This is a genomic window from Streptomyces sp. TSRI0281 (assembly GCF_001905125.1).
Classification (GTDB): domain Bacteria; phylum Actinomycetota; class Actinomycetes; order Streptomycetales; family Streptomycetaceae; genus Streptomyces.
Map to the genome: position 1 here is coordinate 462,967 of NZ_LWLE01000035.1, position 19,825 is coordinate 482,791.

Genomic DNA, 19,825 nt, shown 5'->3' on the forward strand with positions numbered 1-19,825 from the left:
GGGTGTTGGGTCAATTCTACGGGGCGTGGTGAGGGGGGCGGGACACACCCACCCCCCTCGGTGAGCCGGAGGCTCAGGAGACGCCGAGCTCCTTGGCGTTGGCCTTGAGGTCCTCAATGCCACCGCACATGAAGAACGCCTGCTCCGGGAAGTGGTCGTACTCACCGTCGCAGATCGAGTTGAACGCGGCGATCGACTCGTCGAGCGGCACGTCCGAACCGTCCAGGCCGGTGAACTGCTTGGCGGCGTGGGTGTTCTGCGACAGGAAGCGCTCGACGCGACGGGCACGGTGGACAACGAGCTTGTCCTCCTCGCCCAGCTCGTCGATACCGAGGATCGCGATGATGTCCTGGAGGTCCTTGTACTTCTGCAGGATTCCCTTGACACGGCTGGCCGTGTCGTAGTGGTCCTGCGCGATGTAGCGCGGGTCCAGGATGCGGGACGTGGAGTCCAGCGGGTCCACGGCCGGGTAGATGCCCTTCTCGGAGATCGGACGGGAAAGAACCGTCGTCGCGTCGAGGTGGGCGAACGTGGTGGCCGGGGCCGGGTCGGTCAGGTCGTCCGCGGGGACGTAGATCGCCTGCATCGAGGTGATCGAGTGACCACGCGTCGAGGTGATGCGCTCCTGGAGCACACCCATCTCGTCGGCCAGGGTCGGCTGGTAACCCACCGCGGACGGCATACGGCCGAGCAGCGTGGAGACCTCGGAACCGGCCTGCGTGAAGCGGAAGATGTTGTCGATGAAGAGCAGCACGTCCTGCTTCTGCACATCGCGGAAGTACTCCGCCATGGTCAGGGCGGACAGCGCGACCCGCAGACGGGTGCCCGGCGGCTCGTCCATCTGGCCGAAGACCAGCGCGGTCTTCTCCAGGACGCCCGACTCGGTCATCTCGTCGATGAGGTCGTTGCCCTCACGGGTGCGCTCGCCGACACCGGCGAACACCGACACACCGTCGTGCAGCTTCGCCACACGCATGATCATTTCCTGGATGAGGACCGTCTTGCCGACGCCCGCACCACCGAACAGACCGATCTTGCCGCCCTTGACGTACGGGGTCAGCAGGTCGACGACCTTCAGGCCGGTCTCGAACATCTCGGTCTTCGACTCGAGCTGGTCGAAGGCCGGGGCCTTGCGGTGGATCGGCCAGCGGTCGGTGATCTGCGCCTCGGCCTCCGGCTCGTTCAGGATCCGGCCGAGGGTGTTGAACACCTTGCCCTTGGTGATGTCACCGACCGGGACGGTGATGCCCGCGCCCGTGTTGGTCACCGGGGCCTGGCGGACCAGACCGTCGGTGGGCTGCATCGAGATCGCACGGACCACGCCGTCACCCAGGTGCTGGGCGACTTCGAGGGTCAGCGTCTTGCGAGCGCCCGCCTCGGCCGGGTCGTCGACCTGGACGTGCAGCGCGTTGTAGATCTCCGGCATCGCGTCGACGGGGAACTCCACGTCGACGACCGGGCCGATGACCCGGGCGACGCGGCCCGTGGCAGCGGCCGTCTCAACTGTGGTCGTCATTACTTGTCACTCCCCGCGGTCGCGTCGGCCAGAGCACTGGCACCGCCGACGATCTCGCTGATTTCCTGGGTGATTTCGGCCTGGCGGGCCGCGTTGGCAAGCCGGGAGAGGCTCTTGATGAGATCCCCGGCGTTGTCGGTGGCCGACTTCATCGCGCGGCGACGGGCAGCGTGCTCGGAAGCGGCGGCCTGCAGCAGCGCGTTGTAGATGCGGCTCTCGACGTAGCGCGGCAGGAGGGCGTCGAGGACGTCCTCCGCCGACGGCTCGAAGTCGAACAGCGGAAGGATCTCGCCCTTCGTGCTGCTCTCCTCCACGACCGTGTCGAGCGACAGCGGCAGCATCCGGTTGTCCACCGGGTTCTGCGTCATCATCGACACGAATTCCGTGAAGACGATGTGCAGCTCGTCGACGCCGCCCTCGGCCGTCGGCGCCGTGATGGCCTCGATCAGCGGCGCGGCGATGTTCTTGGCATCCGAGTACGCAGGGCTGTCGGTGAAGCCGGTCCACGACTCCTCGACCTTGCGCTCGCGGAAGCCGTAGTAGGCGACGCCCTTGCGGCCGACGATGTAGGTGTCGACCGCCTTGCCCTCAGCCGCGAGCCGCTCCCTCAGCCGCTCCGCCGCCTTGATGGCGTTGGAGGAGTAGCCGCCGGCCAGACCGCGGTCGCTCGTGATGAGCAGGACCGCGGCCCGGGCCGGGGCCTCGGCCTCGGTGGTGAGCGGGTGCTTGGTGGTGGAGCCGGTCGCGACCGCGGTCACCGCACGGGTGAGCTCGGTCGCGTACGGCATCGACGCCGCCACCTTGCGCTGCGCCTTGACGATGCGCGAGGCGGCGATCATCTCCATCGCCTTGGTGATCTTCTTGGTCGCGGTGACGGCTTGGATGCGGCGCTTGTAAACGCGAAGCTGAGCGCCCATCGATCAGCCCTCGCCCAGAAGCTTGCCGTCCGAGGTCTCGAACTGCTGCTTGAAGGCGGCGATCGCGTCGGCGATCGACTGCAGCGTGTCGTCGGACATCTTGCCGCCCTCGGCGATGCTGGTCAGGAGGTCCTTGCGCTCACGGCGCAGGTACTCCAGCAGCTCGCTCTCGAAGCGACGGATGTCCTCGACCGGGACGTCGTCCATCTTGCCCGTGGTGCCGGCCCAGACCGAGACGACCTGCTCCTCCATCGGGAACGGGGCGTACTGCGGCTGCTTCAGCAGCTCGACCATGCGCTTACCGCGCTCCAGCGACGCCTTGGACGCCGCGTCCAGGTCGGAACCGAAGGCGGCGAACGCCTCCAGCTCGCGGTACTGGGCGAGGTCCACGCGAAGCCGGCCGGAGACCTGCTTCATGGCCTTGTGCTGGGCGGAGCCACCGACTCGGGAGACCGAGATACCGACGTTGAGCGCCGGACGCTGACCCGCGTTGAACAGGTCGGACTCCAGGAAGCACTGGCCGTCGGTGATGGAGATGACGTTGGTCGGAATGAACGCCGACACGTCGTTCGCCTTGGTCTCGACGATCGGCAGACCGGTCATCGAACCGGCGCCCATCTCGTCGGAGAGCTTCGCGCAGCGCTCCAGCAGACGCGAGTGCAGGTAGAAGACGTCGCCCGGGTAGGCCTCACGGCCCGGCGGACGGCGCAGCAGAAGCGACACGGCGCGGTAGGCGTCGGCCTGCTTCGAAAGGTCGTCGAAGATGATCAGGACGTGCTTGCCCTGGTACATCCAGTGCTGACCGATGGCCGAACCGGTGTACGGCGCCAGGTACTTGAAGCCGGCCGGGTCGGACGCCGGGGCGGCGACGATGGTCGTGTACTCCAGCGCGCCGGCCTCTTCGAGCGCACCACGCACGGAGGCGATGGTGGAGCCCTTCTGACCGATGGCGACGTAGATGCAGCGCACCTGCTTGTTCACGTCGCCCGAGCGCCAGTTGTCGCGCTGGTTGATGATCGTGTCGACGGCCAGAGCGGTCTTGCCGGTCTGACGGTCACCAATGATCAGCTGACGCTGGCCGCGGCCGATCGGCACCATGGCGTCGACGGCCTTGTAGCCGGTCTGCATCGGCTCGTGCACCGACTTACGGACCATGACGCCAGGGGCCTGCAGCTCAAGGGCGCGGCGGCTGTCGGTCGCGATCTCGCCGAGACCGTCGATCGGGTTGCCGAGCGGGTCGACGACGCGGCCGAGGTATCCCTCGCCGACGCCGACGGAGAGCACCTCACCGGTGCGCTGCACCGGCTGGCCCTCCTCGATACCGCTGAACTCGCCGAGGACGATGGCACCGATCTCGCGCTCCTCAAGGTTGAGGGCGAGACCGAGGGTGCCGTCCTCGAACTTCAGCAGCTCGTTCGCCATGGCGGAGGGCAGGCCCTCCACCTTTGCGATGCCGTCACCGGCAACGCTGACCGTACCGACCTCCTCGCGCGAGGCCGCGTCCGGCTTGTACGACTGGACAAAGTTCTCCAGCGCGTCCCGGATCTCCTCCGGCCGGATCGTGAGCTCCGCCATCTGGGTTCCCTGCTCTCCTTGTTGGGCCCGAAGTTTCTTAAGGGGGTCTGGGGGCCGACCCCCAGGAATCTTCTGCAATTTCTGCACGGCCCAACCGGGCCGCTGGTCTTGCTTGGTTTTTGTTGCGCTGCGCTGTGTCAGCCGGCCATGCGACGGGTCGCCTCGTCGAGGCGCTCCGCGATGGTGCCGTTGATGACCTCGTCACCGACGCGCACCGAGATCCCGCCGAGGACCGCGGGGTCCACGTCCAGGTTCAGGTGCATCTGCCGACCGTAGAGCGTGGCGAGTGCGGCGCCGAGGCGCTGCTTCTGCCGGTCGCTCAGCGGTACCGCCGAGGTGACCACGGCGACCATGCGGTCCCGTCGCTCCGCGGCGAGCCTGGACAGGGAGTCGAGTCCTGCCTCCAGGCTACGTCCCCGGGGCTGGGTCACGAGGCGGGTGACGATGCGCTCGGTCACCGGCTGTGCCTTGCCGCCGAGCAGGCTGCGCAGCAGCTCGCCCTTGGCGGCGGTGGTGGCCGTACGGCTGGTGAGCGCGGAACGCAGGTCCGTGTCGGAGCCGACGATCCGGCCGAACCGGAACAGCTCGTCCTCGACGTCGTCGAGTGCGCCGCTGCGCTGGGCCGCGGTGAGGTCTGCGGTGTTCGCCAGCTCCTCGACCGAGTCCACCAGTTCGCGGGACTGCGACCAGCGGGAGCGGACCATGCCGGAGATCAGGTCCACGGCTTCGCCGCTCACCTGACCGCTCAGCAGTCGTCCGGCCAGCTCGGCCTTGCTCTCGCCGCTCTGCGCCGGGTCGGTGAGGACCCGCCGCAGGGAAACCTCGCGGTCGAGCAGCGCGGTGACGGCTGCCAGGTCCTCGGCGAGCTTCGCCGCGTCGACCGACGTGTTGTCGGTCAGCGCGTCGAGACGCTCACGTGCGGCTGCCAGTGCCTCGCGGCTCGCGCCGTTCATCGGACAGCCTCGGCCTTCGCCTCGAGCTCGTCGAGGAACCGGTCCACGGTGCCGCTCTGCCGGGCGTGGTCCTCAAGGGACTCGCCGACGAGCTTGCCGGCCAGGTCGGTGGCGAGCTTGCCCACGTCCTGGCGCAGCGCGGAAGCCGCGGCCTTGCGGTCGGCCTCGATCTGGGCGTGGCCGGCGGCGATGATCTCTTCGCGCTGCCGCTGACCTTCCGCCTTCATCTCCTGGATGATGACGGCACCCTGCTCCTGCGCCTCCTGGCGCATGCGGGCGGCCTCGTGGCGCGCCTCTGCGAGCTGAGCCTTGTACTGCTCAAGAACGCTCTGCGCCTCGGTCTGGGCCGCATCGGCCTTCTCGATACCGCCTTCGATGGCCTCGCGGCGCTCTTCCAGAACCTTGTTGATGTTCGGGAGGAGCTTCTTGGCGAGGAAGCCGAAGACGATGGCGAAGGCGATCAGGCCAATGACGATCTCGGGGATCGCCGGGAGCAGAGGGTTCTGAATCTCCTCTGACGCCAGCTGGTGGGCGATCACATCAGTGCCTTTCGTCGAATCGGGCGGGAAATGCCGCGATTAGAACGGGTAAACGAAGGGCATGACGAGGCCGATCAGGGCCAGCGCCTCACAGAGCACGAAGCCGAGGATCTGGTTCGACCGGATCAGACCGGCGGCCTCGGGCTGACGGGCCAGCGCCTGCGTACCGTTACCGAAGATGATGCCGACGCCGACGCCGGGGCCGATCGCGGCGAGGCCGTAGCCGATGGAACCGAGGTTGCCCGAGATGTTGACGGCGGCGAGGGTCTCAAGAGCGGACATGCCGTTTCTTCCTTCTCTTTCAGAACCGGTGGGGGTTGGCCACCGGACGACTATCAGGGGTGGGGCTGGGCTGGTCAGTGGTGCTTGGCGAGAGCGCCCTGAATGTAGTTGCAGGCCAGGAGTACGAAGACGTAGGCCTGCAGCGCCTGGATGAACAGTTCGAAGGCGGTCATCAGCAGGACCATCACGAAGGACACACCGGCGTAGGCGATGCCGATGCCGTTCAGCAGGTACCAGCTGGCGATGGTGAAGATCAGCAGCAGCACGTGACCGGCGAACATGTTCGCGAAGAGTCGCACGGCGTGCGTGAACGGCCGGATCAGCAGGTTCGACATGATCTCGATGAGCATGACGAAGGGAAGTGCCGGGCCGATCGACGGGTCGTAGCCCGAGATGTTCTTCCAGCCGCCGACGAAGCCGTGCCGCTTGAAGGTCAGGCTGACCCACAGGACGTAGACGATCGCAGCCAGCGCCACCGGGAATCCGATGACCGAGACCACCGGGAACTGGGCGAGCGGGATGATCGCCCAGAGGTTCATGATCCAGATGAAGAAGAACAGCGAGACCATGAGGGGCACGTACTTCTTGCCCTCGCGCTTACCGAGCGACTCGTACACCACACCGGTGCGGATGAAGTCGTAACCCGCCTCGGCCACCATCTGCAGCTTTCCGGGCACCAGCTTCGGCTTGTTGAAGGCCGCCCAGAAGAAGCCGACGACGACAACGGTGCTCAGGACCGCCAGCAGCATCGGCTTGTTGATGTCGATACCGCCGACGGTGAACATCGGCTCGAATACAAAGGAGTGCAGGCCAGGAGCCGGGAAGCCGCATCCGTCGAAGATGTGGCAGTCGGTCTCGAAGGCGAGCACCGTCGTCGGGTCAGCACTCACCGCGGGCTCCTTCAGCGTGGCGCATAGGTACGGCAACCTCGTTGTGTCGGCGCGGCAAGAAGCCGCTGGTCGGCACTGGACTTGGTGTTACGGATGGGGGGGCGGCTCAGGCACAGAGCCTCGCGATGAAGCAGGCGTCAGCTTGGATGCCCGCGCCCGCAGTGCCGCAGTTGGCACCGGACGATAGCAGGATCGCGTACGCGCTCTTATCCCGGCCCTACCCTTCACGTCGATGACCCCGCGTTCTCGGGCTTCTTGCCCTTGGACGAGTCCGGCTCGACGTAAAGGATCTTGGTCTTCATGTGTACACGAACCTGGGCCGCGACCCACACAACGGTCGCGACGACCAGCGAGATGGCAAAAGCCCTCGGATTGAACAGCGTCGTGTTCTTGAACACGGCGATAAAGATGAAGAGCAGCAGCAACTGTGCCGTGTAGAGCATCAGCCCCATGGACTGAAACAGGTGCGGCATGGACCTCGCGGTTCGCTGCAGAACATAGAGGCCGATACCCATGAAGAGAATCACGACCAGCGTCCCGACAGCCGCCCCGATCGCTCCCTTGCCGCCCGCGACCACAGCGCTGACAGCGACGGCGAGAGCACCGGCGGCAGCGGTGGGTACGGCGGCATGAAGGAGAGTCCGGGCGTCGTTGGACGGCATGGCGGCAGCTCCGCTTGCAGGGGGTGGGCAATGGTGTCGTCATGGACGAGCGTAGGCCCGGTCCGAGAGTGGTCACCTCGGGCCAACGGACCATGTCACTAGGGTCCTTCGGCCCTGTCACCGGGTCTCGTGAACGGTATCACAAACTATTTGATGAGGTCTTTACCTGAAAAGTGTGCCAACTGTCACACATGAGAGTGACTCCGCGCGTGTGTGCAGGACAGGACGGCGCATTGTCTGGTAATGGACGGAGACGCCCGAAACGTCAACGCGCCGAGTCCGCCTTCCGGCGATCGGACGGGCGCGAACGGTGACCGACGGCGGTCGCTCCGTTGACGCCGGAGACTCCTACGGCCACCGGGGTGCGTTCCGCGCTCTCCCGTGCCATCTCCGGGTCCTCGGACGCCTGTTGGTCCGGACCCCGCCCCGACTCCGGCCTCTCCTCGTACGCGAGTGAGGAGACCGGTCCGCGATCGCGCCGGTAGCGCGGCGGAACGAAGCGTTCCGCCCAGTACGGGGTACGCGGGGTGAAGCGCGGCATCAGCAGCAGCACCAGGCCCACGGCGCTGAGCCCCATGATCGCGAGCACGATCCACATCGACGCCGAGTGGACCGAGTAGCCGACCGCGCCGAAGGCGATCAGCGCGGACCAGAAGTACATGATCATCACGGCCCGGCTGTGCGAGTGGCCGATCTCCAGCAGGCGGTGGTGCAGGTGACCGCGGTCGGCCGCGAACGGCGACTGCCCGTTCCATGTACGCCGCACGATCGCCAGCACCAGGTCGGCGGCCGGGATCGCGATGATCGTCAGCGGCAGGATCAGCGGAATGAAGACCGGCAGCATCGCGTGGGTCGCCTGCCGCTCGCTGCCCTCGAACAGCTTCATCGTGTCCGGGTCGACCTGCCCGGTCACGGAGATCGCACCCGCGGCCAGGACCAGGCCGATCAGCATCGATCCGGAGTCGCCCATGAAGATCCGCGCGGGATGCATGTTGTGCGGCAGGAACCCGAGGCACATGCCCATCAGGATCGCCGCGAAGAGCGTCGCGGGGGCGGCCGCCTCGATTCCGTACCCGTACCAGAGCCGGTAGGCGTACAGGAAGAACGCCGCGGAGGCGATGCAGACCATGCCGGCCGCCAGGCCGTCCAGACCATCGACGAAGTTGACCGCGTTGATCGTGATGACGACCAGGGCGACCGTGAGCAGCGTGCCCTGCCACTGGGTGAGGGCGACCGTGCCCACACCGGGGATCGGCAGCCACAGGATCGTCAGACCCTGGATGACCATCACGGCGGCGGCGATCATCTGCCCGCCGAGCTTGATCAGGGCGTCGATCTCGAACTTGTCGTCCAGGACGCCGATCAGCCAGATCAGGGCGGCGCCGGAGAGCAGCGCCCGTGGTTCGTTGGAGAGTTCGAAGACGCCGTTCAGATTGAACAGGTGGTCCGCGACGATCAGTCCCGCGCACAGTCCGCCGAACATGGCGATGCCGCCGAGCCGCGGTGTCGGTTCTCGGTGTACATCACGCGCACGGATCGCGGGCATGGCCCCGATCGCGATGGCGAACTTTCGCACCGGCCCGGTCAGCAGGTAAGTCACTGCGGCCGTGACACAGAGCGTCAGCAGATAATCACGCACGGGCTGCCCCACAGAATTCGCCGACCATCTCAGCCCCACACCCTAGCCTCATGAACAAGGACCCCACGGTACGGGTGATGGTTCCACATGCCGCAATCAAGGGCCGCCTCGTCATCGCCTACCCCGGATACGGGGGATTCCTCTCGGCCAGTTCGCGCACTTCCGACCGCAGATGGGCGGCATCACCCGTCTCCCGTACCGCCGCTCCGAACAGTGCGGCGAGCCGCGCCATGTCCGCCTCGTCCATGCCCTGGGTGGTGACCGCCGCGGTGCCGAGCCGGATGCCACGGGCGTCCGGGTAGGGCAGGGCACAGGTGTCGAGCACCATGCCCGCCGCCGCCAGACGTTCGCGTGCGGTGCGGCCGTCGACACCCAGCGGGGCCGGGTCCGCGACGACGATATGGGTGTCCGTGCCGCCCGTGGTGATCTCGAAGCCCTCGGCCTCCAGACCCGCGGCGAGCACCCGCGCGTGGGAGACCACCCGGTGGGCGTACATCGTGTACGCGGGTGTCGCCGCCTCCCCGAACGCGACCGCCTTCGCCGCGATCGTGTGCATCTGGGCGCCGCCCTGGGTGAAGGGGAACACCGCCCGGTCGATCCGCTCGGCCAGCTCCGCGCCGCACAGGATCATCCCGCCGCGCGGGCCGCGCAGCACCTTGTGCGTGGTCGCGCAGACCACGTCCGCGTACGGGACCGGGCTGGGCGCCGCTCCCCCGGCGATCAGGCCCATCGGGTGGGCGGCGTCGGCGATCAGATAGGCGCCGACCTCGTCGGCGATCTCCCGGAACGCCTCGTAGTCGGGGTGGCGCGGATACGAGATCGAGCCGCAGACGATCGCCTTGGGGCGGCGGGCCCTGGCCAGGGAGCGGACCTGCCCGTAGTCGATGAGCCCGCTGTCGGGGTCCACCCCGTAGCCGACGAACTCGAACCAGCGGCCGGAGAAGTTGCCGGGCGCCCCATGGGTGAGGTGTCCCCCGTACGGGAGTCCCATCGCGAGCACCGTGTCACCCGGGCGCAGCAGCGCCGCGTAGGCGGCCAGGACGGCGGAGGAGCCGGAGTGCGGCTGGACGTTGGCGTGTTCGGCGCCGAAGAGGGCGCGGGCCCGCTGGATCGCGAGGCGTTCGGCGGCGTCGGCGTGCTCGCAGCCGCCGTGGTGACGGGCGCCCGGGTAGCCCTCGGCGTACTTGTTGGCGAGCGGCGAGCCGAGGGCGGCCAGCACCGCGGGCGAGGTGAAGTTCTCGGCGGCGATCAGCTGGAGGGTGCTCGACTGCCGGCGGACCTCACCGAGCAGTACGTCGGCGATCTCCGGGTCCTCGCGGCGCAGGGCGTCGAAGTCCTGCGGCAGGACGGCGTGCGAGGCGGACACGGGTGCGGGTGCGGCTGGAGTGGTGACCGGCATCTGACGGCTCCGGGCCTGGGGAGGGGTGCGCTGGTGTCAGATCCAATGTAGGCCGCGCTGTGGCGCTGTGCCCGCTGCCGGGGCGCCCCGTACGCCGGTCGGCGCACGAGCCCGTCAGTGGGGGGCCCGGACGCCCGTCAGTGCGGTGACGACGGGATCGAGTGCCTGGTTGATCTCGTCGCCGATGGAGCGGAAGAAGGTGATCGGGGCGCCGTAGGGGTCGTAGACCTCGTCCGCCTCGGCGGTGGGGGCCAGCAGCCAGCCGCGCAGGGCGGCGGAGGCGCGCACCAGTGCGCGGGCGCGTTCGACGACGCCCTCGTCGCGCGTGTCGGGCAGGGTGGCCGGATCTATGGCCCGGACCAGCCGGGTGAACTCCTTGAGGGTGAACGTCCGCAGGCCGGCCGAGTGGCCCATGGAGATGACCTGGGCGCGGTGGTCGCGGGTGGCGGTGAGGACCAGGTCGGCGCGGATCACGTGCTCGTCGAGCAGTTCACGGCCGACGAAGCCGGTGGCGTCGGCGCCGAAGTCGGCGAGGACGACCTCCGCGTTGGCCTCCATCGGGGCGCCTTCGTGTCCCCAGGTGCCCGCGCTCTCCACGATGAGCCCGCCGCTGAGCGGGTCGCCGAGGCGGTCCACCAGGGCATGGCGGGTCAGCCGCTCGGTGATGGGCGAGCGGCACACGTTGCCGGTGCTGACGTGGAGGATGCGGAAAGTGTCGGTCTGCCCCGCTATGCCACGCCCCTGCGGGGTGGTCAATTGGCCACCTCAAGGTCGGGTACCACCTTGCGCAGCTCCTCCAGGGAGAGCGCACCGGCCCGCAGGAGTACCGGCGTCCCACCGGTGACGTCGACGATCGAGGACGGCACGATGCCGGGCGTCGGGCCGCCGTCGAGGTAGACGGAGACGGAGTCGCCGAGCATTTCCTGGGCGGCGTCGCAGTCCTCGGGCGAGGGGTGGCCGGTGAGGTTGGCGCTGGAGACGGCCATCGGGCCGACCTCGGTGAGCAGTTCGATGGCGACCGGGTGCAGCGGCATCCGGATGGCGACGGTGCCGCGGGTGTCACCGAGGTCCCACTGCAGTGAGGGCTGGTGCTTGGCGACGAGTGTGAGGGCGCCGGGCCAGAAGGCGTCGACGAGCTCCCACGCCTGTTCGGAGAAGTCGGTGACCAGGCCGTGCAGGGTGTTCGGGGAGCCGATCAGGACGGGGGTCGGCATGTTGCGGCCGCGCCCCTTGGCGTCCAGCAGGTCGGCGACGCCCTCGGAGCTGAAGGCGTCCGCACCGATCCCGTACACGGTGTCGGTGGGCAGCACGACCAGTTCGCCGCGGCGGACGGCGGACGCGGCTTCACGCAGGCCGGTCGTACGGTCGGTCGCGTCGTTGCAGTCGTATCGCCGTGCCATCAGCCGGCCTCCTCAAGCATGTACGGGTATGGCGTGTACGGGTCTGACGGGTGCGGGCCCGGCAGCTGCGGGTCCGGCGGGAGCCGGTGCGGGCCGCCGGTCACGGCATGGCCTTGCGGGCGGTGGCGAACCGGGGCCGCTTGTTCAGGTCCGGGTGGTCGGCGGCATCCGCCCAGCCCCGTTCCTCGGTGAAGATCCACGGCACCTGGCCGCCCTGGGTGTCGGCGTGCTCGATGACGACGAGACCGCCGGGGCGCAGCAGCCGGTGTGCGGTGCGTTCGATGCCGCGGATGGTGTCGAGTCCGTCCTCGCCGGAGAAGAGGGCCATCTCCGGGTCGTGGTCGCGTGCCTCGGGTGCCACGTACTCCCATTCGGTGAGCGGGATGTACGGCGGGTTGGAGATGACCAGGTCGACCTGGCCGTCGAGCTCGGGAAGGGCGCTCAGAGCGTCTCCCCGGTGGACGGTGACCCGTGACCCCTCGGCGTTCTTCCTGGTCCATCTGAGGGCGTCCTCGGACAGCTCCACGGCGTGTACGCGCGAGCGCGGCACCTCCTGCGCCATGGCGAGGGCGATGGCGCCGGATCCCGTGCAGAGGTCGACGATGAGCGGCTCGACGACATCCATCGCGCGGACCGCGTCTATGGCCCAGCCGACGACCGACTCGGTCTCCGGGCGGGGCACGAAGACTCCGGGCCCCACCTGGAGCTCCAGGTAGCGGAAGAAGGCGCGGCCGGTGATGTGCTGGAGGGGCTCGCGGGCCTCGCGGCGGGCGATGGTCTCCCAGTAGCGGGCGTCGAAGTCCGTGTCGGGCACATGGTGCAGCTCGCCCCGCTTGACGCCGTGCACGAACGCGGCGAGTTCCTCGGCGTCGAATCGCGGTGAAGGGACACCGGCGTCGGCCAGCCGCTGGGTGGCCTGGGCCACCTCGGCGAGCAGCAGGTTCATCGCGGTTCTCCGTACGGGGTCACGGGCGGCGGGGCGGGCTTGGTCTACGCGTTGGCGAGCTTGGCGGCGGAGTCGGCGTCGACGCACGCCTGGATCACGGCGTCGAGGTCGCCGTCGAGCACCTGGTCCAAGTTGTACGCCTTGAAGCCGACGCGGTGGTCCGAGATCCGGTTTTCCGGGAAGTTGTACGTACGGATCTTCTCGGACCGGTCGACGGTACGGACCTGGCTGCGGCGTACGTCGGAGGCTTCCTGCTCGGCCGCTTCCTGGGCGGCGGCCAGCAGCCGGGAGCGCAGGATGCGCATGGCCTGCTCCTTGTTCTGGAGCTGGCTCTTCTCGTTCTGGCAGGAGGCGACGACACCGGTCGGCAGGTGCGTGATGCGGACCGCGGAGTCGGTGGTGTTGACGGACTGGCCGCCGGGGCCCGAGGAGCGGTAGACGTCGATCCGGAGGTCGTTGGCGAGGATCTCGACGTCGACCTCCTCCGCCTCGGGCGTGACGAGCACACCGGCGGCGGAGGTGTGGATACGGCCCTGGGACTCGGTGGAGGGCACGCGCTGCACACGGTGCACGCCGCCCTCGTACTTCATCCGGGCCCAGACGCCCTGGCCGGGTTCGGTGGCCCCGTTGCCGCCCTTGGTCTTCACGGCGACCTGGACGTCCTTGTAGCCGCCGAGCTCGGACTCGGTGGAGTCGATGATCTCGGTCTTCCAGCCGACGCGTTCCGCGTACCGCAGATACATGCGCAGCAGGTCACCGGCGAACAGGGCCGACTCGTCGCCGCCCGCGCCCGCCTTGATCTCCAGGAGCACGTCCTTGTCGTCGCTGGGGTCGCGCGGGACGAGGAGGAGGCGGAGCTTCTCGGTGAGCTCGTCGCGCTGCTTCTCCAGGTCCTTGACCTCGGCGGCGAAGTCGGGGTCGTCCGCGGCGAACTCGCGGGCGGTCCCGATGTCCTCACCGGTCCGCTTCCAGGACCGGTACGTGGAGACGATCGGGGTCAGCTCCGCGTAGCGCTTGTTCAGCTTGCGCGCGTTGGCCTGGTCGGAGTGGACCGACGGGTCGGCGAGCTTCTTCTCAAGACCGGTGTGTTCACCGATCAGTTCCTCGACCGCCTCGAACATTCGGGGGCTCCTGGTTGGTTACGTCTACGGGCCTGCTGGAGGGCGTACTGCCGGGGTGAGGCGTCCGGGGGCACCCCCGGACGCCCGGCCGGAAAAAACGCCGGTTCCGACGCCCCCGGTGAGAGGGCGCCGAGAACCGGCGCAGGGGCTCGCTACTTGCTGGCGGAGCCGGCAGCCTTGCCGAAGCGGGCCTCGAAGCGGGCCACGCGGCCGCCGGTGTCGAGGATCTTCTGCTTGCCCGTGTAGAACGGGTGGCACTCGGAGCAGACGTCGGCACGGATGGCGCCGCCGTCGATGGTGCTCCGGGTGGTGAACGACGCACCGCAGGTGCAGCTGACCTGCGTCTCGACGTACTCGGGGTGGATGTCGCGCTTCAAGGTGTCTCCTAGTTTCGGGAGGGCGCCGGGTCGTCCGCGCGGATTGCGCGTCCGTGAACCGGGGCCGACGTACCAGTCTGCCAGGACCGGCCGTATCTCCCAAAACCGGGGTCGGGCCGCACCTATTCCCGCCCCCGGTCACACGTTCGGTGACCGTCCGCGCACCCAGTGGCGTCCTCGCAGGCGGCAGCCCTACCGGACGACCTGGCCGGCCTCGCCCTTGTCGCCCGCCGACTTCTCGGTGGCGGAGGCGGGGATCGGCCGGTCGTGCTTGAGCGCCGTCCACACCTGCTGGGCCGACTCCTCCAGCGGTATGACGCGGTTGGGGTCGGCGGGGTCGTACTCCACGGGCAGCGTGACCATGTGGACGTTCTTCGCGCCGAGGCCCTTGAGCCCGTTCGCGAAGCTCGTGAGCTCCGGGACCGAGGCCAGATCGGAGTCGGTGGTGATGGCCTTGGTGGCGGTGTTGGCGAGGTCGTACAGCTTCTTCGGGCTGGAGAACACCCCGACGCTCTTCGCCTGTTCCATCAGCGCCTTGATGAACGCCTGCTGGAGCTGGATGCGTCCGAGGTCGCTGCCGTCGCCGACGCTCTTGCGGGTGCGCACCAGGCCGAGCGACTGCTCGCCGTCCAGGGTGTGGGTGCCGGGCTTCAGGTTCAGATGGCTCTTGGAGTCGTTGATCGCCTCGTTGGTGGTGATCTCGACACCGCCGAGCTCGTCGATGAGCTTTTTGAAGCCGGTGAAGTCGACCTCGACGTAGTGGTCCATGCGGATCCCGGACATCGCCTCGACGGTCTTCACCGCGCAGGCCGGTCCGCCGACCTCGTACGCCGTGTTGAACATCGCGTGCGTCTCGGCGGAGACCGGGTCACCGGTCGCGTCGCTCGTGCAGGCGGGGCGGTCGACGAGGGTGTCGCGCGGGATCGAGACGACGCTGGCCGCCTTGTGGCCCTCGTTGACGTGCACGATCATCGCCGTGTCCGAGCGGGCGGCCCCTTCGTCGGCGCCGTACTGGGAGTTGTCCCCGGAGCGGGAGTCGGAGCCCAGCACCAGGATGTCCTGGGAGCCGTCGTCCACGTCGTCGGGGCGGTCCGCGCCGAGCGCGGCGTTGATGTCGACACCCTTGAGGTTGCCGTTGAGCGTGAAGTACGCGTATCCGAGCCCCGATCCGCCCGCGACCACGACACCGGCCACCGTCCAGGCGGCGATGACCTTCGCGCGGTGGCGGCCCGAGGGCCTCCTGCGGCGGCTGCCGGAGCCGCGTATTCGGCCGGTCCCCCTGCTCTGCTCGCTCATGGGTCTCCCTCGTTCCTGGTGCCTCGCTGCTCCCCGCTCCCCCGCCCCTGAATGGTTCGGCACGGTTTGTCGTCTCCTGCTCAGACGTCGAAGCACCAAGAAGGGTTGCACAACGGCCTGTGACCCCTGTCCGGGACGGGGCCGCGGGCCGCGCCGGGCGAACTGCCCGTGATGCGGCGCTCACCTGGGGTTTCTTTCGTGGTACAGCCATCCTCCGGGCGGGTGTGCGGCGGCCCGGGATGTGGCTCACGTCTCAGACCGCCCGGGTGGGCGGTCCCGGGCCCCGGTCGGGGTCGGCCGCCGCGAACCCGGTCGGAGCCACGGGCGGCCCTCGCCGTCGCGGTTCCGGGTCGACCTGACGCACCGGGCCGGCGCCGCCCCGGCCGCCGCACGGGACGGGCCGGGTGAACGAGGTGACCGTCGCGGCACAACACGGTTGAGGCGCCGGTCAGTTGCCCGAGCGGGGAGAGGAACCGCCCCCATCGGTAACCCGACTGAGTGGGCGTACGAAAGGACGTTCCCCCGCCTATGGTCCGCCGATGCCGCACCGCGACGCAGAACCGCCCTCGTCACCGGAGTGACGAGGGCGGCTGGGTACGGCTGCTGAGGCGACGTCAGTCGTTGCCGTTGCCCGGCGTCGTCTTCTGGATCTGCAGCAGGAACTCCGCGTTGGACTGCGTCTTCTTCATGCGGTCCAGCAGGAGTTCGATCGCCTGCTGCTGGTCGAGCGCGTGGAGCACCCGGCGCAGCTTCCAGACGACCGCCAGCTCGTCGGTGCCGAGCAGGATCTCTTCCTTACGGGTGCTGGACGCGTCGACGTCCACCGCCGGGAAGATGCGCTTGTCCGAGAGCTTCCGGTCGAGCTTGAGCTCCATGTTGCCGGTGCCCTTGAACTCCTCGAAGATCACCTCGTCCATGCGCGAGCCGGTCTCGACGAGCGCGGTGGCCAGGATGGTCAGCGAGCCGCCGTCCTCGATGTTGCGCGCGGCACCGAAGAAGCGCTTCGGCGGGTACAGCGCGGTCGAGTCGACACCACCGGACAGGATGCGGCCGGAGGCGGGCGCCGCGAGGTTGTACGCGCGGCCCAGACGGGTGATGGAGTCCAGCAGGACGACCACGTCGTGACCCAGCTCGACGAGACGCTTGGCGCGCTCGATGGCCAGCTCGGCGACCGTGGTGTGGTCCTCGGCCGGGCGGTCGAAGGTCGAGGAGATGACCTCGCCCTTCACCGACCGCTGCATGTCGGTGACCTCTTCCGGACGCTCGTCGACCAGGACGACCATCAGGTGGCACTCGGGGCTGTTGACCGTGATGGCGTTGGCGATGGCCTGCAGGATCATCGTCTTGCCGGTCTTCGGCGGGGCCACGATCAGACCACGCTGGCCCTTGCCGATCGGGGCGACCAGGTCGACGATCCGCGTCGTCAGCACATTGGAGTCGGTCTCCAGACGGAGCCGGTCCTGCGGGTAGAGCGGGGTCAGCTTCTGGAACTCCGGACGGCCGCGGCCGCTCTCGGGCGCCATGCCGTTGACCGTGTCGAGGCGCACCAGCGCGTTGAACTTCTCGCGGCGCTCGCCGTCCTTGGGCTGACGCACCGCACCGGTGACGTGGTCACCCTTGCGCAGACCGTTCTTGCGGACCTGGGCGAGCGAGACGTACACGTCGTTCGGGCCCGGCAGGTAGCCGGAGGTCCGGATGAACGCGTAGTTGTCGAGGATGTCCAGGATGCCCGCGACGGGGATCAGGACGTCGTCGTCGGCGACCTGTACGTCGCTGGCGAAGTCCTCACGGCCACGGCGGCCACGACGGTCGCGGTAGCGGCCGCGACGGCCGCGACGGCCGCCCGCCTCGTCGTCGTAGCCGTCGTCCGGCCCGTTGTCACGGTTCTGCTGGCCCTGACTCTGACCCTGCCCCTGACCCTGGCCCTGGGTCTGCCCCTGGCCCTGGCCCTGGCTCTGGGTCTGTCCCTGGCCCTGGCGCTGGGGGCGCTGCCCGCCGCCCTGCTGGCCCTGGTCGTCGCCCTTGCTGCGGCGGTCGCGCTGGCGCTCGCGACGGTCACCGCGCTCACCGCGTTCCCCACGCTCGCCGCGGTCCCGGCGGTCGCCGCGGCGGCCTTCGGCGCTGTCGGCGGCGGACTCGGCCTTGGCGTCGGCCTTCGCCTCGCCGCGGTCCTCGCTCTTCTGCTCGGCCTGCGGCTCCGACTTGGCCTCGGCCTTGGTGTCGGGGCTGCCGGCCTGCGCGGTCGCCCGGCGCCGACGACGCTCGCCCGCGGGCTGGTCGTCACTGGCCGGCTGACCGGGGATGTCGATCTGCTGCTGGGCGTCGGCCTTGTCGGCCGGTGCGGCGGCCTCGTCCCCGGTGCGCGCCTTGGAGGTGGCGCGCCGCTTCGGCTTGCTCTCGGCGTCCGTACCGGCGGGGGCCGCAGCGGCCTTGGAGGAGGTCTTGGGCGCGGCGGAGCCCGCCTGTGCCTCCTTGATGACCTCGATCAGCTGGCTCTTGCGCATGCGCGCAGTTCCCCTGATGCCGAGGCCGGACGCGACCTGCTGCAGCTCGGCCAGGACCATGCCCTCGAGGCCGGTGCCGGAGCGGCGGCGCCGTGCGGTGGTGCCAGTGGCAGCACCTTCGGCGGGCGCGGTGCTGTCGACGCTCTTGTCGGCAGTCACGCCCATCAGATCGGTGGTGTCGCTCACGAAGGGTCCTTCCCTGGAGCGGACGTCGGCCTTCTGGCTCGGCGACCGGTTGTGCTGTCCGACTGCGGTCTGTGATCTTGCGGATCGCGGACCTTGCCGGGGCGGTGGTCCGCCGGGTACGGCGGAGAGATGAATGTGCGGGGTCCGGCGCGAGATCCCCCTGCTCGGCCCACTCCTGGAAGAGCGAGGGGTGTCGTGCCGGTTCCGGAGCGTGCTCGAAACTGCTCAGGCAGGCTGCTCAGGCAGTTGGGGAGGCTCCCGGAAGAATGGTGGTCCCGGAGGGGGACACGAAGCAACGCGCCACAAAGACGTCGGTTGCAGACTTGAGGTTAACACTACCGGCTCCAACAACATTCCCCCTCTCACTCACCGGCAATCACATGCGGCTACGGGGCGAGCGGCAGAACACTCGCGCCCGTGGCGTCCAGGGCGAGCCTGTTCGCCGCCCATCCCTCGCCCGCCAGTCGAGCGACCTTGTCGGCCGAACCCTCCTCCGTCAGCGCGAGCACCGTGGGGCCCGCGCCGGAGATGACAGCGGGGACGCCGTCGGCGCGCAGCCGGTTCACCAGCTCCAGACTTTCCGGCATCGCGGGCCCTCGGTACTCCTGGTGGATCCGGTCCTCGGTGGCGGCGAGCAGCAGCTCGGGGCGCTCGGTCAGAGCCGCTACGAGCAGGGCCGCACGACCGGCGTTGGCCGCGGCGTCGACGTGCGGGACGGCGCGCGGCAGCAGCCCGCGGGCGGTCTCGGTGAGCACCGGCCTGCCCGGCACGAAAACCACCGGAACGACGGAATCCGCAGCATCCATCCTGATGGCCCTGGCCGCTCCGCCGTCCATCCAGGCGAGCGTGAAGCCGCCGAGCAGACAGGCCGCGACATTGTCGGGATGCCCCTCGATCTCGGTGGCCAGCTCCAGCAGCGCCGAGTCGTCGAGGCGGGCGTCGCCGCCTATCGTCACGGCGCGGGCGGCGACGATGCCTGCGCAGATGGCGGCGGAGGAGGAACCGAGGCCGCGCCCGTGCGGGATGCGGTTGGCGCAGACGATTTCGAGGCCGCGGGGCTGTCCGCCGAGCAGATCGAAGGCGGTGCGCAGGGAGCGTACGAGCAGGTGGCTCTCGTCGCGCGGCAGCGACTGCGCGCCCTCACCCGCGATGTCGATGTGCAGCCCGGAGTCGGCGACCCGGACGACGACATCGTCGTACAGCCCCAGCGACAGGCCGAGGGCGTCGAAACCCGGGCCCAGATTGGCGCTGGTCGCGGGGACGCGCACCCTGACGGCGGCAGCTCGGAACGCGGGACCGGCCATCGGTTGGACGACTCCTTGTAAGACAGCGGGGATGCGGTGCGGTGTGTGGCTGTGCGGCAGTGGGGGTGATGTGGGGCGATGACTGCGGGGTCGCGGCTGTGGGGCAGGGGCGCCGGACGATGAGACATCCGATCGCCGGCCCGACGGCCACGGCGGCACCGCACCGCGGCACATGCGGCGGGGCGGTTGCATACAGCTTATCGAAGGAAGGTTCTGTCGCGACATAGGGCGCACAGGAGGCGCACGATGCGTGTCGCACGCCTCCTATGCGCTCTCCGCCCCGAAAAGGGGCGGTTGAGCGGGTTTCCCGCGATCGGAC

18 protein-coding genes are annotated in these 19,825 nt (G+C 69.0%); all 18 read right to left on the reverse strand.

Annotated features, from left to right (window positions below; all coding sequences use genetic code 11):
• Positions 1-73 precede the first annotated feature (73 nt).
• Positions 74-1,516: a F0F1 ATP synthase subunit beta gene (gene atpD / locus A6A29_RS36660; RefSeq protein WP_073727280.1), complete on the reverse strand. Its 1,443-nt coding sequence runs from the start codon at positions 1,514-1,516 to the stop codon at positions 74-76.
• On the reverse strand, positions 1,516-2,433 hold the full coding sequence (locus A6A29_RS36665) for a F0F1 ATP synthase subunit gamma (RefSeq protein WP_073727282.1): 918 nt from the start codon (positions 2,431-2,433) through the stop codon (positions 1,516-1,518). The genes atpD and A6A29_RS36665 overlap by 1 nt, the downstream gene beginning before the upstream one ends.
• A gap of 3 nt (positions 2,434-2,436) precedes the next feature.
• Positions 2,437-4,008 carry a F0F1 ATP synthase subunit alpha gene (gene atpA, locus A6A29_RS36670; protein ID WP_073727285.1) on the reverse strand — a complete coding sequence of 524 codons (1,572 nt, stop codon included), beginning with the start codon at positions 4,006-4,008 and terminating at the stop codon, positions 2,437-2,439.
• A 137-nt stretch (positions 4,009-4,145) separates the two neighbouring features.
• Entirely contained in the window at positions 4,146-4,961 is an 816-nt protein-coding gene (locus tag A6A29_RS36675) for a F0F1 ATP synthase subunit delta (RefSeq protein WP_073727287.1), read from the reverse strand.
• Positions 4,958-5,500 (reverse strand): F0F1 ATP synthase subunit B, encoded by a 543-nt coding sequence (locus A6A29_RS36680; protein ID WP_073727289.1) that lies wholly within the window; start codon positions 5,498-5,500, stop codon positions 4,958-4,960. Before A6A29_RS36680 ends, A6A29_RS36675 begins: the two co-directional genes overlap by 4 nt.
• 39 nt (positions 5,501-5,539) lie before the next feature.
• Positions 5,540-5,782 (reverse strand): ATP synthase F0 subunit C, encoded by a 243-nt coding sequence (gene atpE, locus A6A29_RS36685; RefSeq protein ID WP_073727291.1) that lies wholly within the window; start codon positions 5,780-5,782, stop codon positions 5,540-5,542.
• A gap of 74 nt (positions 5,783-5,856) precedes the next feature.
• Complete coding sequence (gene atpB / locus A6A29_RS36690) at positions 5,857-6,672, reverse strand: F0F1 ATP synthase subunit A (protein WP_073727293.1); 816 nt, start codon at positions 6,670-6,672, stop codon at positions 5,857-5,859.
• Between the two features lie 224 nt (positions 6,673-6,896).
• Positions 6,897-7,334, reverse strand: a complete 438-nt coding sequence (locus A6A29_RS36695; RefSeq protein ID WP_073727296.1) for a hypothetical protein — start codon at positions 7,332-7,334, stop codon at positions 6,897-6,899.
• Between the two features lie 265 nt (positions 7,335-7,599).
• Complete coding sequence (locus A6A29_RS36700; RefSeq protein ID WP_198953517.1) at positions 7,600-8,985, reverse strand: MraY family glycosyltransferase; 1,386 nt, start codon at positions 8,983-8,985, stop codon at positions 7,600-7,602.
• 106 nt (positions 8,986-9,091) lie between these two features.
• Positions 9,092-10,372 carry a serine hydroxymethyltransferase gene (gene glyA, locus A6A29_RS36705; protein ID WP_073727300.1) on the reverse strand — a complete coding sequence of 427 codons (1,281 nt, stop codon included), beginning with the start codon at positions 10,370-10,372 and terminating at the stop codon, positions 9,092-9,094.
• 114 nt (positions 10,373-10,486) lie between these two features.
• Positions 10,487-11,128: an arsenate reductase/protein-tyrosine-phosphatase family protein gene (locus tag A6A29_RS36710; protein ID WP_073727302.1), complete on the reverse strand. Its 642-nt coding sequence runs from the start codon at positions 11,126-11,128 to the stop codon at positions 10,487-10,489.
• A complete protein-coding gene (locus A6A29_RS36715; protein ID WP_073727304.1) occupies positions 11,125-11,772 on the reverse strand; it encodes an L-threonylcarbamoyladenylate synthase in 648 nt (215 codons plus the stop codon). Before A6A29_RS36715 ends, A6A29_RS36710 begins: the two co-directional genes overlap by 4 nt.
• Before the next feature lie 100 nt (positions 11,773-11,872).
• Positions 11,873-12,718: a peptide chain release factor N(5)-glutamine methyltransferase gene (gene prmC, locus A6A29_RS36720; RefSeq protein ID WP_073727306.1), complete on the reverse strand. Its 846-nt coding sequence runs from the start codon at positions 12,716-12,718 to the stop codon at positions 11,873-11,875.
• A gap of 44 nt (positions 12,719-12,762) precedes the next feature.
• Positions 12,763-13,839 (reverse strand): peptide chain release factor 1, encoded by a 1,077-nt coding sequence (prfA, locus tag A6A29_RS36725; protein WP_073727308.1) that lies wholly within the window; start codon positions 13,837-13,839, stop codon positions 12,763-12,765.
• A gap of 152 nt (positions 13,840-13,991) precedes the next feature.
• Positions 13,992-14,216 carry a 50S ribosomal protein L31 gene (gene rpmE, locus A6A29_RS36730; RefSeq protein WP_030915942.1) on the reverse strand — a complete coding sequence of 75 codons (225 nt, stop codon included), beginning with the start codon at positions 14,214-14,216 and terminating at the stop codon, positions 13,992-13,994.
• Between the two features lie 192 nt (positions 14,217-14,408).
• Positions 14,409-15,512 carry an LCP family protein gene (locus A6A29_RS36735; protein WP_073727310.1) on the reverse strand — a complete coding sequence of 368 codons (1,104 nt, stop codon included), beginning with the start codon at positions 15,510-15,512 and terminating at the stop codon, positions 14,409-14,411.
• 614 nt (positions 15,513-16,126) lie between these two features.
• Positions 16,127-18,202, reverse strand: a complete 2,076-nt coding sequence (gene rho, locus A6A29_RS36740) for a transcription termination factor Rho (RefSeq protein ID WP_073727312.1) — start codon at positions 18,200-18,202, stop codon at positions 16,127-16,129.
• A 386-nt stretch (positions 18,203-18,588) separates the two neighbouring features.
• Complete coding sequence (gene thrB, locus A6A29_RS36745) at positions 18,589-19,506, reverse strand: homoserine kinase (protein ID WP_073727314.1); 918 nt, start codon at positions 19,504-19,506, stop codon at positions 18,589-18,591.
• Positions 19,507-19,825 lie beyond the last annotated feature (319 nt).

Bases quoted from the DNA above. Each gene is read 5' to 3' on its own strand.
- atpD (WP_073727280.1), bottom strand. From the start codon at position 1,516: ATGACGACCACAGTTGAGACGGCCGCTGCCACGGGCCGCGTCGCCCGG.
- A6A29_RS36665 (WP_073727282.1), bottom strand. From the start codon at position 2,433: ATGGGCGCTCAGCTTCGCGTTTACAAGCGCCGCATCCAAGCCGTCACC.
- atpA (WP_073727285.1), bottom strand. From the start codon at position 4,008: ATGGCGGAGCTCACGATCCGGCCGGAGGAGATCCGGGACGCGCTGGAG.
- A6A29_RS36675 (WP_073727287.1), bottom strand. From the start codon at position 4,961: ATGAACGGCGCGAGCCGCGAGGCACTGGCAGCCGCACGTGAGCGTCTC.
- atpE (WP_073727291.1), bottom strand. From the start codon at position 5,782: ATGTCCGCTCTTGAGACCCTCGCCGCCGTCAACATCTCGGGCAACCTC.
- A6A29_RS36695 (WP_073727296.1), bottom strand. From the start codon at position 7,334: ATGCCGTCCAACGACGCCCGGACTCTCCTTCATGCCGCCGTACCCACC.
- glyA (WP_073727300.1), bottom strand. From the start codon at position 10,372: ATGCCGGTCACCACTCCAGCCGCACCCGCACCCGTGTCCGCCTCGCAC.
- A6A29_RS36715 (WP_073727304.1), bottom strand. From the start codon at position 11,772: ATGGCACGGCGATACGACTGCAACGACGCGACCGACCGTACGACCGGC.
- prmC (WP_073727306.1), bottom strand. From the start codon at position 12,718: ATGAACCTGCTGCTCGCCGAGGTGGCCCAGGCCACCCAGCGGCTGGCC.
- prfA (WP_073727308.1), bottom strand. From the start codon at position 13,839: ATGTTCGAGGCGGTCGAGGAACTGATCGGTGAACACACCGGTCTTGAG.
- A6A29_RS36735 (WP_073727310.1), bottom strand. From the start codon at position 15,512: ATGAGCGAGCAGAGCAGGGGGACCGGCCGAATACGCGGCTCCGGCAGC.
- thrB (WP_073727314.1), bottom strand. From the start codon at position 19,506: ATGGCCGGTCCCGCGTTCCGAGCTGCCGCCGTCAGGGTGCGCGTCCCC.